A 13,624-nucleotide genomic window follows, 5' to 3' on the forward strand; every position below is an offset into this window, starting at 1 on the left:
TCCCTTCGGGACTAGTCGTCCTGAGGCTCGGTGGAGGAGTCTGCGTCGGTATTGGTGGGCAGGGCGCCGGTCTCTGGCTGCGCCGCTCCGCCCGAGTCTGCGTTTTCGGAGGAGGAGCCTCCGTCCTGGGCCGGTGGCGCTCCTGTACCGGTTGGCGGCTGGTCCGCCCCCGTCCCGGGGGGAGCCTCCGGGACGGGTGTCGGTGCCTGGTTGACCTTGTTCGGATCCTGGGAGGCGCCCTGCGGATGGTCCTGGTCGGATGGTGTTTCCTGAGGCTGCTGCGTTTTTTCGTCGCCAGAGTTCTGGGCGCCCACGTCCGATCCCTGCCCGCCACCGGGGTCGCCCGGGGACCCCGCCACCTTCTGGCCGTCGCCCCCGGGGCCGGCGCCGGTCTTGGGCGGGTTGATCCCGTCGCCGAGGTTTCCCAGACCGGCGTTGATGTTGCCCGCCTGCGAGGCCGCCGCTTCCCCGGCCGCGGAAGCGCCGCCGGTCGCCGCGGCGGTCCCCGCTGAGACGGCCGCGTTGAGCAGTGCGGGGGCCGGGTTGGCGAACCCGCCGACGTGGCCGACGGTGAAGTCGAAGAGCTTCACCATGACCGGCATGGCCAGGAGCGCGAGCCCGAGCACGATGACGCCCATCGTCATCGTGTAGGCCATGTTCAGGAGGCTGTCCAGGGTGACGTCCTCCTCCGCGTCCTCGGCCTCGGTGAAGCCGAGTTCCTGCGGTGACGATGTGTTGAGGTCCAGCGCGTCGTCGCCGAACATCTCGGTGGAGTTGGAGAGGTCGGGCTGTCCGCCCTGGAGGAGCATGAACCCCACCCACATCACCATGACCGCGCACGGTTTGTAGAAGATGAGGGCGAGCATCCAACCGGTGATCTTCTCGAACCACTTGGTCCCGGGGATCATCTTCCCGACCGCGGCGAGGGGGAGCACCCCGGCGAGGACGATCAGCGACGCGTCCCGGAGCAGCATGAAGGCCATCTGCGCGAACAGGAAGAGCAGGCCCAGCAGCGCGACGATCAGCATGAAGAACGCGTAGGCCAGGACCTGGAGGTTGTTCTCCATGAGGCCCTGCTCCGGTTGCAGCGCGTTCATTTCGAGGGTGTTGAGGATCAGGTAGGAGGAGAGGTCGTCCGAGAACCGGATCAGGACCTCGGCGATCGCCAGCCCCAGGAAGGTCGTGATGACCAGGGTGATGATGCCGCTGGCCACGTTGGTGAGCGGTTCCACCCTGCGCATCCACGCCAGGCGCGCCGAAGCCGCCAGGAGGCTGCAGATCGCGATGATCGCGACCAGGACGATGAGCTGGTCCTGAATAGCGGCCGAGGGGCCCGCGCCTCCTCCGTCGCCCTCCTGCACGTTGAGCAGGTCCGCGTCGGTGACGCTGACCGTGGGCTTGAGGGCCCAGCTCATGAGGAAGAGCTTGAGCATCGAGATGAAGGCGTTGATCGCGATCGCCGACAGGCCGGTGATTCCCTCCCCGACCCAGTCGGCCACCGAACCGATGAGGCTGTCAAAGATCATGGGAGGGGTTCCTTAGCGTGGGGCCCGACGGTATCGAGGCGTTCACCACTCCGCCTTCGAGCGTCGGCTGGCCCGCGAGTTCAGCGATGATCAGCGAGGACAGGAGCATCAGACAGATACCGAAGACCACCCAGGTGACCCCGCCCACCCCGTCGACCACCAGATCGCTGCCCCCGAACTTTCCCAGGGCCATCCGCCCCGCGGACCAGAGCAGTCCGAGGACCGCGAGCACGGCGACGATTCCCTTGCCCCAGGCGATCAGGGAGGCGACCGCCAGCGAGAACCGCGTGGTGCCCGTGTTGTCGCTGACGGACAGGATGGAGTCGCTCGCCTCGGCGTTTCCCCCGATCCCTGTTCCCGGGATGAGGACGGTCACCATGGGCACGGCGATGAAGGTGATGCACACGGCCAGCAGTACCCAGGGGATCTGGGACACCGCTTCGGACGCCTCGAGCGAGTTCTTGCGCAGGCTCGCCATCACCATTTTCGCCGCGATGACGAGAAGGGAGATGACGGCGATGATCAGGGTGAGCCAGGCGAGCGCGCCGACGATGTGCTCGATCTCCCCGAAGGGCGCCGGGAGGGAGAGCGCGGCGTAGGCGGGGGTGTGTGCGGGGAGCGCCGATTCCGCTGCGGTTGTCGGTGCGGTCATCTCAGAGGAATTCCGTGACGATCGGGATGGCCACCATCATCAGGGAGAGGCCGAAGACGACCCAGACGAGGGAGCCGATGCCGTCGGCGGCGAGGTCGGTCCGTCCCATCTTGCCCAGCGCCATGCGACCGGCGGAGAAGAGGATGCCGATGACGCCGATGACGACGATCACTCCCTTGGCCCAGCCGAAGAGGATCACCAGGGACGAGTTGACCTCCTCGGGGAGGTCGGCTTCGGGATTGGGCACCAGAGCGGCCAGGAGGGAGGCGTCGGTTGCGGTGGTCAGGACAGCGAAGGGGTCCATTTTTCCTCTTTTGCTCTGTCCGTCTGGTCAAGACGGGTTTCTTCTTCCTGCGCGCTCGCCGGCGGCGATGATCTGATCGATCGCCTGTTGGGCTTTCCTGGGGAGCTTGGCCGACGCGACGTCAGGAGTGTTCACGTACCGGAACTGGGACACATAGGGGAAGAAGACGGGGGCGGAGGTCTGTCCCTCCAGCAGGCGAAGACGTGAACGCGCGTCCGCCGGTATCCGTCCCGGGGTCTCCGCCACGACGACGAGTGCGGTGATCCGAAGTCCGAGGAAGCCCAGGATGTTGACGACCTCCGCGGCCCTGACGCTGGCGGACACGCTGTCCCTGGCGACCAGTACCAGGTCCTCTTCGAGACCCTGTGTTCCGTGACGCTTGGTGTCGAAGGCCCCGAGGTCCCTCGCGCCGGGCACCAGTGTGGCCAGCGTCGTCGTCCCCGCGCCTCCGTGGCACCCCATGAACCCGATTTCCCGGGGTGGGGCGCCCTTCCAGGCGGTGCCTTCGAGCGGAGGCGCCCAGGCGTGCTGACGTTCTGCCCGTGCGGCCCCGGTGTCAGGCGCGCGGGTATTGCCGAACAAGCTCAAGACAGGTCTGCCTTCGACTGCTGGGGTAATAGCGGAAAGGTTCTTTGCAGGTGGGTTGACGGTTTTGTCGGCAGGGTTCCAGCGCTCTGAGGAGCTGCCGGCGTTCATGCTCATAGATATCAGTTCCCTGCGACATTCTGTGGATGTGATTGGCCGGATGTGGCCAGAACCGAATCCGCTCCTCGCTAACAGTGGTCACTGTGGCCTCTCGCTTGACGGGACGTTCTGGATTGCCGTGGCCTGCGGCTTCCCCGGGAAAACGCGCTGACCTTTGCTTTGTGCTGTTCCTGCTGGTGGCGCCTGCCTGTTGTCCGTCTCTTTCCCCACCGGCACGAGCACGCACCGTAGTCAATGAGATCTGCATCATTTTTGCCTCCTGTCGTTGGTCGGTGATAGAAATCCGAGCGATCGCAAGGGGCGGGGAAAACCTGCCTGCTATCTGGCCTTTGAACGTGCGCAGGCTTGTCCATGTCTTTTTTCGGTGGCTTCGTGATTGCGGTGGGGAAACGAAATGGGCGACTACTACACCCGGGATTGGAAGGACGGCGTCATGCCGGTGCTCGGGGTCCTCGCGGCACTGGTGGCGGTCGCCCTCCTCGTCTTGGGGGCGCGCTACGTGTTCGTCGAAGGTGATCCCCGGGCGCGGCGCCGCGGGAGGGAGAGGAGGAGTCCAGGCCCTCGCCCGCGGAGGAGGAGGCGGTCCCCGACCTTGCTGAACTCTTCGTGGGGGACCACGATGACCTCGCCCTGGCCGCAAGCGTGGCCGTTGACTTCGCCGCCGAGGCCGCGAGTCTCGCTGAGGGAGACGGGCCCAGCGACTACCACGACCGGCTGGCTCCGTACACGTCCTTCGACATGACCACGCGGCTGCCGAACGATCCGCACGTCGGGACGCTCTACGAACAGCTCTCCGAACTCGGAACCGACACGGTGGGATCGGCCGAGATATTCCAGCTGCGGATCGAGGGGGCCGACACCGTCGAGATCTCCGTGAACGTCCACGCGCGTTACGGCTCCGACCCCCAGCCGATCGGACTGGTCGACCTCTCCCTCAGCTCGGAGACGGGCGAGTGGAAGGTGACCTCGGTCCACAGGTTCCTGCACTGAAACCCGCGAGTCGCTCTCCTCACGAAACAGGTGGACGGATGTTTCCCGGCTCCCGGCGCAGCAAGGGCGCGAAGCGCGCCGACGACCAGGGCGCGGCGGCCCTCGTCGCCGGTCTGGTGGTGCTCCTCCTTCTCCTCGCCATGCTCATCGTCGTGACCATGTTCGGTGGTGGTTCGGGCGAGGCCTGCGTACCGGGTGGCGGGGGAGGCAGTGGTACCCGCTCGGACCAGCCCGACGTCTCATCCGAGGGAGAGGACGACATTCCCGAGGACATGCTGGAGGTCTATCGCCAGATCGGCCGTGAGACCAACGTCCCCTGGAGCCTTCTGGCGGCGGTCGGCAAGGTCGAGAGCGATCACGGGCGGGATGAGAGGAGCCGGTTCGTCAATGACGCGGGCGCGATCGGTCCCATGCAGTTCGGAGTCCTCAACGACGGGGCGGCGGGCAATGCCTGGTCAGCACCCGAGTCCGGCCTGACCACGCACAGTGTGGAGCACTTCGGACATGAGACGTTCTGGGACCACCCCGAATCCCGCCGCGACGATCCGGACTCGGTGTGGCGGCCCTTCGCCGCAGACGGCGACGGCGACGGCGACTACGACGTGCGCGACAAGTGGGACGCGGTGAAGGGAGCCGCGGGGTACCTGCTCTACCTCGGCATCGAGGATGACGTGGAGAATGCCCTCGCGCTGTACAACGCGGACTCCACGGGTGCCTACGCCGACAAGGTCCTGGAATACGCCGAGAACTACTCCGAGGGAGATTTCAACGTCGGATCCGCGGCGGATGGGGAGGGCTCTCGGGAGAGCTGCGGGGATGACGCGCTCGAAATGTCGGTCGAGCCCCAGGACTTCGACGTGGACGAACTCGTGAACTTGCCGCCGGATTCTTGCGCGGTTCCCGGAGCGGTCGGCGGAACCCAGCAGATAACGCCTTTGACCTGCGCTGCGCACAAGGTCATCTACGACCGCTTCCAGGAAGGTGTCTACCTGGTTCACGCTGGTCGCTGCCCCCCGGACGGATTCGAGCATCCGATGGGGCAGGCAATGGACTACATGATCAACAACGGCAGCGTGATGCCGGACTCCGGGCAGAAACAACACGGAGACGCGATTGCCGAATGGGTGATGACGAATCACGAGGTACTGGGAGTGATGTACGTTATTTGGTACAACCGTGTCTGGTTTCCTTCGGAGGGGGTTATGGAGCTGGAGAGCTGGCGCGGTTACGGGGGGAGCGGGCCGACTCTGGGGCACTACGACCATGTCCACGTGTCCTTTAACGGCCCCAGGATCGTGGCGTGCTGAACCGGGCGTGTGACTTCCCGAAGGATGTGGTGACGTGACCGTTCCGGATCAGGGACAGACCGGAGCCGACGGGGTGGATCCGCTCACCGAGGCGAGCAAGCAGGTCGCCGCTCAGTGGTCCGGTCCACGCGGTCGGCAGAGGACGGATACGCGACGGGTGAGCCGAAGGAACAGAAGGGTGTCCAGGTTCGCGGCGAGGCTGCTGGGGCGGCTGGGTTCGGCTCTGCGGAGGCTCTTCTCCGGCGGCACCCGGTCCGAAGCTGGTCGTGGCCGGTCCGGGCGGGGGCCACAGGCTCCTCGCACGAGAGGTGACAACGACCGGTCGGCGCAACGACTGCGGACCCCTCGGGTGAAGGATCCCGCACCCGGGGAAGAAGGCGAGCCCGCTCCGGATGACGCCGCCGTGCGTGCGGAGACCGATACGGCGGGACAACACGAGGCCCGCGGGAAAGCGGGGACCGAAAGGGCTCAGGATACGCGGGACCCCCAACGGCCCACTCACTCCACGGAACAAGGCTCGAAGCGACCGGGTGGAGCCCAGAACGGGAGCGGAGCGACCGAGACGGAAGGGGGAACCGCGCGACCGGCGAACAAGGGTGGTTACCTCAGGGGTGAGCCGTCCAGTCCCCGAGGGCTCAAAGGCACGTTCGTCTCCTTCAGGAGACCTGCACGGCGTCCGGGACAGGGCAAAGCGCCGCCCCAGACGCCGCGGATGTAGCGTGCGCGGGAGCCGTGACCGCCCCGAGGGCTTGCGCGCCGCGCCGTGGCAGCGGCCGCGCCTCCGCCAGGACTGAAGGCCGCCCCGCGCCCCGGCCCCGGTTCGGGTGGTCCCGGGGGCGCGTGGGCGCGGGGGCGTGCCTCCGCTCTGGTGTGCGGGTGCTCCGGTGTCGCTCTGCTTTGGCGGGGGGCAGCGGGCGGGGGGAGGGCATCGGGGGAACGGGGGCGTGCGGGGGCGGGGCGCGGTCTACTCGGCGCGCCATCCCCCCTGGCGGGTGGCCAGGTTCAGCGCGGTGGTCACCAGGGGCACGTGGCTGAACGCCTGGGGGAAGTTGCCGACCTGGCGGTTCTCGCGCGGGTCCCACTCCTCGGCCAGCAGGCCCACGTCGTTGCGCAGGGACAGCAGCCGCTCGAACAGCTCGCGGGCCTCGTCCTGGCGGCCGATCGACAGCAGCGCGTTGGCCATCCAGAAGCTGCACGCCAGGAACGCGCCCTCGTTGCCGGGCAGCTGGTCGGCGGAGTCGTCCAGGTCGGTGCGGTAGCGCAGCACGAACCCGTCCACCATCAGGTCCTTGCGGACCGCCTCGATGGTGCCGACCACGCGCGGGTCGTCGTAGGGCAGGAAACCCACCTCGGGGATCAGCAGCAGCGCCGCGTCCAGTTCCTTGCTGCCGTAGTACTGGGTGAACGTGTTGCGCTGGGGGTCGTAGCCGTACTCGCACACCTCGGCGTGGATCGTGTCGCGCAGGGCCCTCCAGCGTTCGATGGGCCCCTCCTTGCCGAACTCCTCGATGCTGCGCACCGCGCGGTCGGCCGCCACCCAGGCCATCACCTTGGAGTGCACGAAGTGCTGGCGTGGCCCGCGCACCTCCCACAGACCCTCGTCCGGCTCGTCCCAGCACCACTCCAGGTAGTTGACCAGCGAGCGCTGGAGGCCCCACAGGTAGTCGCCGCCGCGGATGTTGTGGCGGCGGGCCAGGTGCAGCACGTCCATGACCTCGCCGTAGACGTCGAGCTGGTACTGGCCCACGGCGGCGTTGCCGATCCGGACCGGGCGGGATGCCTCGTAGCCCGGCAGCCACTCGGCCTCCCACTCGGTGAGCCTGCGCTCGCCCCGGATGCCGTACATGATCTGCATGAGCTGGGGCTCGCCCGCGATCGCCCGCACCAGCCACTCGCGCCAGGCCAGCGCCTCGTCCTTGTAGCCGGAGCGGATCATCGCCTCCAGCGTGATGGTGGCGTCGCGCAGCCAGCAGTAGCGGTAGTCCCAGTTGCGTACCCCGCCGATCTCCTCGGGCAGGGAGGTGGTGGGGGCGGCGACGATCCCGCCGGTGGGACGGTAGGTCAGGGCCTTGAGCACGATGAGGGAGCGGATCACCGCCTCGCGGTAGGGGCCCTCGTAGGTGCACTGGTTGACCCACTTCTCCCAGAATCGCTCGGTGCGCGAGAGCGCCTTCTCCGCGTCCAGGTGGTCGGACTCCTCCACCTGGGAGGGGTGCCAGGTCATCACGAAGGGCACCCGCTGGCCCGCGGTGACGGTGAAGGTGGCGTCGTGGGTGAAGTTGTGGCCCTGGAGGGGGATGGGGGTGCTGAGCCAGATGGCGTCGGGTCCCGCGATGGCCACCAGTTCGGCCCCGGTTCTGTGCACCCAGGGCACGACGTGGCCGTAGTCGAAGCGGATGCGCATGGTCGTCTCCATGCGCACCGAGCCGCTCAGCCCCTCGACGATGCGCACGATGTGCGGGGCGCCGCCGCGCGGCGGCATGAAGTCGATGACCCGGACCGACCCCGAGGGGGTGTCCCACTCCGACTCCAGGATGAGCGTGTCATCCCGGTAACGGCGGCGGGTGGCGCGCGTCTCGCCCTCGGCGGGGCGCAGGGTCCAGCAGCCGTTCTGCTCGTCGCCCAGCAGCGCGGCGAAACAGGCGGAGGAGTCGAAGTCGGGAAGGCAGGCCCAGTCGATGGAACCGTCGCGCCCGACCAGCGCGGCGGTCTGCATGTCGCCGATCATTGCGTAGTCTTCGATCCAGCCGGGCACGCGGCTCACCCCCATCACGTCGTCATGGTCTGTGCGGTCGGCGCCTCGTGGGGTGCGCGGTGCCCTGCGACGGCCGCCCGCGCGCGCACCCGTGTGCGCGTCCCGCCGGGGTTCCGTCTCCTGCCCGCCATGGGGGGCGGCACCGCCGCCAGGCGCCGTTCGGGCCACGTTCCGCCTCCGCACCAGCCGCCGCTTGCCTTCCACCCGGTAATGTGCCCAGGTGAGGGCAGCCGAAAAGGCCGGTGCCCAGGAACCGTCCCGAACACGGTCCTTTCCGTTCACCGCGCTCCCCATCTTCCCCCCTCCTCCGGAGGGGCGCCACCCGCAGGTGCACGTGCATCGGAAGGTGCGGCGAGGTATGTGGCGAAATGGGGCAGTTTGTCAGGCCAGAAGTTATGACGCGGTGATCAAGATCCGGTGACGGGAAGGCCAAGGCCCGCCGGAATGGGTGTACTTGAGCCGTCCGCAACCCCCGCCGGGCCGCCGGAGCCGTGTGCGCGTGACGGTACGGGCCGCGCCCTGTGCGCCGGGAGTCCGCCACGGGCAACCGCAGCCGTGTGAGGGTGGCGGTACCGCTCACCCGGACGGGGAGTGAACGGAAGCAACCTCTCAGGTCAATACAGCTAGGGCCGTGCGCGCGGCGGTACCGCGGAGCGCCGACGCGCCCCGGGAACGGGTTCGCACCGAGGACTTTCACCTCGGGCCGGGGTCACTCCGGGTGGACGGGCCCCGGCGGACGTTCGCGGTCAGCGCCCCAGGACCGGCGGGGCGCGGTCTGCCCGGCGGCCGGGTCGGGCACGCGCATCAGGGGAAGGAAGACCTGGGCCAGCGGACCGATCGCCACCGCGAACACCAGCGTGCCCACCCCCACGGTCCCGCCCAGGAGGAAGCCGGTGACCACGACGGCCACCTCGATCACGGTCCTGGCCAGGCGCACCGACCACCCCCGGGCCGCCAGGCCGGTCATCAGCCCGTCCCGGGGGCCCGGACCCAGCTGGGCGCCGATGTAGCAGCCGGTCGCGACCGCGCACACCACCACCCCGAGCCCCAGCAGCAGCACTCGCACCACCAGTGATTCCGCCTCGGGCAGCAGCCACAGGAACAGGTCCACCGTCATGCCCACGACGACCACGTTGCTCAGCGTGCCCAGACCCGGCTTCTGGCGCAGCGGGATCCACAGCAGCATCAGCGCCGCGCCCACCAGCACGCTCCACGTGCCGATGGACAGCCCCGTCTGGCGGGACAGCCCCTGGTGCAGCACGTCCCAGGGCATCGCTCCCAGTCCCGCGTGGACCAGCAGCGCGCCGCTCAGGCCGTAGAGGACCAGGCCCGCGTACAGCTGTGCCAGGCGGCGCGGCCGGGGCCGGGGCAGGGCGGGGGTGACCAGCACCCGGCCCAGCAGGGCGGCGGCCGCGTCACGGGCGGGACGGGGCTGTGCGGTCACGGGACACCTGTCTTTCCTGGGATCATCGGATGAGAACCCGCGCGGAGGCGCGGGTACGGGCACGCGGTCCCGGCGGAGGCGGGGCCGGAAGCGTCGGGCCCGGGGCGGGGTTCAGGGCGCACGGGGCGAGACGACCGGCCGTGCCGCCCGCCGTCCCCCACGACTGCCCTCACCGGACCCGGGTCCAGTAAGGGGGCCACCTGGGTATCGTGGCGGATGTGGCGCCTGGAATGAAGAGCCAATCCAGGTAACTGGCCCTTTCAACGCGGCGACAGGGGACGGCATGGCGAGACAGAGCGGCCACCGCGCGGCGGAGCGTTCCGGGGGCGGTACCCGGCGGATCAACGGGCGCCTGCTGGCGCGCCTCATCGGCGAGGCGCCCGTGGAGCGCCCCTTCTACCTGGCCATCGCCCGCGCCGTCAGCGGACTGGTCCTGGACGGCCGCGTGCCCACCAACACCCGCCTCCCGGCCGAACGCGACCTCGCCGCCGCCCTCGGGGTCAGCCGCAACACCGTCACCGCCGCCTACGCCTGGCTGCGCGACAACCGCTTCCTGGAGAGCAGGCAGGGCGCGGGCAGCTGGACCGTCCTACCCGACTCCGCGACCAGCGAGCCCTCGCCCTTCGTCCCCACCGCCGAGCACATCGACCTGGGCGTGGCCGCGCCCCCGGCGGTGGAGGGGCTGCGCGCCGCCGCGTTCCGGGCCGCCGAGCAGCTCGCCGCGCACGTGGGAGGGCTCGGCTACTACCCCTACGGGCTGCCCGAGCTGCGGCACGCCATCGCCCGGCGCTACGTCGAGCGCGGGCTGCCCACCACCCCCGAGCAGATCTTCGTCACCAACGGCGCCCAGCAGGGCGTCGCGCTGGCCGTGGACATGCTCGTGCAGTCCGGCGACGAGGTCCTGGTGGAGTCGCCCACCTACCCGCACGCGTTGGACGCCATCCGCCGGGCCGGGGCGCGGGTGCGCACCGTCGGGGTGAGCCCGCAGGGCTGGGACATGGAGTACCTCGTCGACGCGTTCCGCCAGTGGAAACCCGGCCTGGCCTACCTCATCCCCGACTTCCAGAATCCCACCGGCGCCCTGATGGACGACGAGGAGCGCCGGGTCCTGGTGCGCGAGGCGCGCCGGGCGGGAACCCACCTGGTCGTCGACGAGACGGTCGCGGAACTGGCCATCGACTCCGGCGACCTGCCCGCGCCGGTGGCCGCCCACGACACCGACGGCCGGGTGCTGACGGTGGGATCGGTGGCCAAGCTGCTGTGGGGCGGCCTGCGGGTGGGGTGGGTGCGCACCACGCCTCCGATGGTGGCCCGGTTGATGGCCATCCGCCAGCGCTTCGACCTGGCCGGGGCGGTGCTGGACCAGCTCACCGCCACCCACCTGCTCGCCGACGTGCTGCGCATCCGGGCCGAGCGCAGCCGCCAGCTGCGCCGCAACCGCGACGCGCTGCTGCACGCCCTGCGCGAGCGCCTTCCCGACTGGCGGCCCAGCGTGCCCGGGGGTGGGCTGGTGCTGTGGGCGACCCTGCCCCACCCCGTGGCCAGCGCGCTGGCCACGGCCGCGATCCGGCACGGGGTGCACCCGGCCGCCGGTCCGGTGTTCGGCGCCGACGGAACCCTGGAGCGCTACCTGCGCCTGGCCTACACCCAGCCGCCGGACGTGCTCGTGGACGCGGTGGAGCGCCTGGCCGCCGCCTACACCGAGACCCTGGTCTACCCGACGCAGCCCCGGGGACAGCTGTACGTCTGAGGGCACGCCGAGGGGAGGGGAAGGCACGAGGTCCCCTTGCCAACAGCTCACCACGCCCGGCTGCCCCGGCACCACGCCGAATCCGCGCCTGTGGAAAAGTCGGCGTCGCGGACCAACCGGTACCGAACCGATCCGAACCGATCCGCGCCGGACGTGCCGGAGGTGCAGGGATGGATCCGGAACGCTTCGACATGTCCGCCGCGATGCGCGAGCTCGGGTTCCTGGACACCGGAGACAATGACACCGTCGGCCTCGACCGGCTGCTGGACGCGCTCGGTGTGGACCCGGCCACGGTCGGGGCGCCGGAGGCTGAGAAGGCACGGGTGGGCATGGCATGGCGGCTGTTCCTGTTCGACGTGGTGTCGCTGGTCGTCCCGCTCGGTCCCAACGAGGACCAGGAATGGATCTCACGCCTGCACGCCGCGACCACCGCGACCGACGACGCCCTCATCAGCGCGCTCACCCACCCGGATGTCGATCTGCGCAGACTCGCCGCCTGTGCCGTCGCCTACACGCGCGGCACCGGGCCCGCCGTGCTGGACGCGATCCGTGCGCGGCTGGAGCGCGAGCACGACGCCTCCGTCCGGCTCCAACTCCTCGTCGCCCTCGGCGGCCACGCCTTGGAGAGCGCGGAGACGGGCGCCGAGGTAGCCGAGATACACGCCGAACTGCGCCGCCTCATCGGCACGGAGCACGACTCCGTCACCCGCCTGGGCGCCGCCCTGGGGCTGCTCCGCGCCATCGGGGGCGACCGCGTGGCCGAACACGAGCACCCCGTCTCCTCCATCTTTGACCTCCAACCCCACAACGTGGCCGATGACGAGGTCGACGACGACCTGATCGACGCGCTCGCGGAGTGTGTGGGGCCGGGCGGGGAGGCGCTGTACCGGCTTCCCGCCCGGCTGGAGTGGGAGCACCCTGTGCGTGTCGTGGTCGAGCACTGGACCCTGACGCCGCGGACCAGGGTGCGACTTCTGGCTGTCCTCCTCGCACGGCTGGAGGCCGACCCCGCCCCAGACCTGGACCTCGCGCGTCCGGTTCCCTACCTGGCGCGTCAGGCCTGTGACCACGGTATCGACGGCGCCGAACCGCTGGCCACCGCGCTGTCCGGCCTCCTTGACCGTCAAAGGAACGGTTCCGGTCGCCGAGGGGACGCCTGACCGTCGCCGGTCCAGCCGCTCCCGCGTCCTCAGCCGTTCCCCGCGGGCAGGGCGAAGCGCTGGGCGAAGCGGACCACCTCGCCGAGCACCTCGTCCCGGTTGGTCTCGTTGAACACCTCGTGCCGTGCGCCGGGGAAGACCCGCGCGGTGAAGTCCTCGCCCATGATCGCGGTGACGCCTACCCGCGTGCCCTCCAGCGGCACCAGCCGGTCGTCGGAGCCGTGCACCCACAGCAGCGGCAGCGGTCCCACGCTCCCGGCGGCCAGACCGCGCTCGATCTCGGTGAGCATGGCGTTCACCGTGGCGCGCTTGAAGGGTCCGTGCCAGACCAGTTCGTCGGCCACGTACGCCTCGCCCACGGCCGGGTCCCGCGAGAGCGTGGACGGGTCGATGGGGGCGTCGGGGATCTCCTCGGCCGCGGCGAGCCGCTCCAGGGTCTCCCACCGGCCCAGCACCGGCCCGGACAGCACCAGCGCGCTCACCTGCCCGGGGTGGGTCTGGGCGTAGCGGGAGGCGATGAGCCCGCCCATGGAGTGGCCGATGAGCACGAGCGGCAGCGTCCGGTAGGCGGTGCGCGCCTGGGTGACGAGCCGGTGCACGTCCTCGACCACGCCCGCGTAGTCATCGACCAGCACCCGCTCACCGGAGGAGCCCCCGTGTCCGCGGTGGTCGGCGCCGTAGACCACCGCGCCCGCCCGGACCAGGTCCTCGGCCACCGCGTGGTACCGGCCCAGGTGTTCGCCGTAGCCGTGCACCAGCACCGCGAGCCAGGTCGGCTCGCCCTCGACCGGGGCCCACGCCCGCGCCGCCAGCTTCCCCGAACCGTCCGGTCCGCCCGCCAGGGCCCACTCACGTGTGGTGATCACCGTGTCCCGCCTCCTCGCCCGAGCCTTCGTCTGCGACGATCGAAGCCGTGCGCGACCGTCGGATGGTCACCCTACGGCGCGGCGGGGCCGGTGCGCAGCAGTGCGGACCGGGAGTGCGCGGAGCGGGCACGCGCGGCCCGTGGCCCCGGGGGTGTGGGATCACCC

Annotated in this window: 11 protein-coding genes; 4 read left to right on the forward strand and 7 right to left on the reverse strand. The window is 70.0% G+C overall.

Annotated features, from left to right (window positions below; all coding sequences use genetic code 11):
• Positions 1-11: 11 nt before the first annotated feature.
• The 4 genes from ACSIH6_RS07350 to ACSIH6_RS07365 are packed head-to-tail and all read right to left on the reverse strand — an operon-like array spanning position 12 to position 2,944.
• Positions 12-1,526, reverse strand: a complete 1,515-nt coding sequence (locus ACSIH6_RS07350; protein ID WP_435107469.1) for a TrbL/VirB6 family protein — start codon at positions 1,524-1,526, stop codon at positions 12-14.
• Complete coding sequence (locus tag ACSIH6_RS07355) at positions 1,516-2,178, reverse strand: hypothetical protein (RefSeq protein WP_435107470.1); 663 nt, start codon at positions 2,176-2,178, stop codon at positions 1,516-1,518. Before ACSIH6_RS07355 ends, ACSIH6_RS07350 begins: the two co-directional genes overlap by 11 nt.
• Position 2,179: 1 nt before the next feature.
• A complete protein-coding gene (locus ACSIH6_RS07360) occupies positions 2,180-2,482 on the reverse strand; it encodes a hypothetical protein (RefSeq protein ID WP_435107471.1) in 303 nt (100 codons plus the stop codon).
• Between the two features lie 27 nt (positions 2,483-2,509).
• A complete protein-coding gene (locus ACSIH6_RS07365; RefSeq protein ID WP_435107472.1) occupies positions 2,510-2,944 on the reverse strand; it encodes a hypothetical protein in 435 nt (144 codons plus the stop codon).
• Positions 2,945-3,793: 849 nt separating this feature from the next.
• Between ACSIH6_RS07365 and ACSIH6_RS07370 the strand changes: the two genes are divergently transcribed.
• Together ACSIH6_RS07370 and ACSIH6_RS07375 are read left to right on the forward strand one after the other, a co-directional pair.
• On the forward strand, positions 3,794-4,177 hold the full coding sequence (locus ACSIH6_RS07370) for a hypothetical protein (protein ID WP_435107473.1): 384 nt from the start codon (positions 3,794-3,796) through the stop codon (positions 4,175-4,177).
• A gap of 38 nt (positions 4,178-4,215) precedes the next feature.
• Positions 4,216-5,484 carry a VldE C-terminal domain-containing protein gene (locus ACSIH6_RS07375; protein ID WP_435107474.1) on the forward strand — a complete coding sequence of 423 codons (1,269 nt, stop codon included), beginning with the start codon at positions 4,216-4,218 and terminating at the stop codon, positions 5,482-5,484.
• Positions 5,485-6,448: 964 nt separating this feature from the next.
• On the opposite strand, the gene ACSIH6_RS07380 is transcribed toward ACSIH6_RS07375, so the two are convergent.
• Positions 6,449-8,254 carry a glycoside hydrolase family 15 protein gene (locus tag ACSIH6_RS07380; RefSeq protein ID WP_435107518.1) on the reverse strand — a complete coding sequence of 602 codons (1,806 nt, stop codon included), beginning with the start codon at positions 8,252-8,254 and terminating at the stop codon, positions 6,449-6,451.
• A gap of 694 nt (positions 8,255-8,948) precedes the next feature.
• On the reverse strand, positions 8,949-9,683 hold the full coding sequence (yczE, locus tag ACSIH6_RS07385; protein WP_435107475.1) for a membrane protein YczE: 735 nt from the start codon (positions 9,681-9,683) through the stop codon (positions 8,949-8,951).
• A gap of 283 nt (positions 9,684-9,966) precedes the next feature.
• On the opposite strand from yczE, the gene yczR reads away from it, so the two are divergent.
• The gene (gene yczR, locus ACSIH6_RS07390; protein ID WP_435107476.1) at positions 9,967-11,433 is read left to right on the forward strand and encodes a MocR-like transcription factor YczR; all 1,467 of its coding nucleotides are present in this window, start codon (positions 9,967-9,969) and stop codon (positions 11,431-11,433) included.
• Between the two features lie 170 nt (positions 11,434-11,603).
• The gene (locus ACSIH6_RS07395; protein WP_435107477.1) at positions 11,604-12,593 is read left to right on the forward strand and encodes a hypothetical protein; all 990 of its coding nucleotides are present in this window, start codon (positions 11,604-11,606) and stop codon (positions 12,591-12,593) included.
• A gap of 29 nt (positions 12,594-12,622) precedes the next feature.
• Here the strand turns inward: ACSIH6_RS07395 and ACSIH6_RS07400 are convergent, their stop codons facing one another.
• Positions 12,623-13,459: an alpha/beta hydrolase gene (locus tag ACSIH6_RS07400; RefSeq protein WP_435107478.1), complete on the reverse strand. Its 837-nt coding sequence runs from the start codon at positions 13,457-13,459 to the stop codon at positions 12,623-12,625.
• Between the last annotated feature and the right edge of the window lie 165 nt (positions 13,460-13,624).

This window comes from Nocardiopsis synnemataformans (assembly GCF_965343085.1).
In the GTDB taxonomy this organism is placed as follows: Bacteria; Actinomycetota; Actinomycetes; order Streptosporangiales; family Streptosporangiaceae; genus Nocardiopsis; species Nocardiopsis alborubida.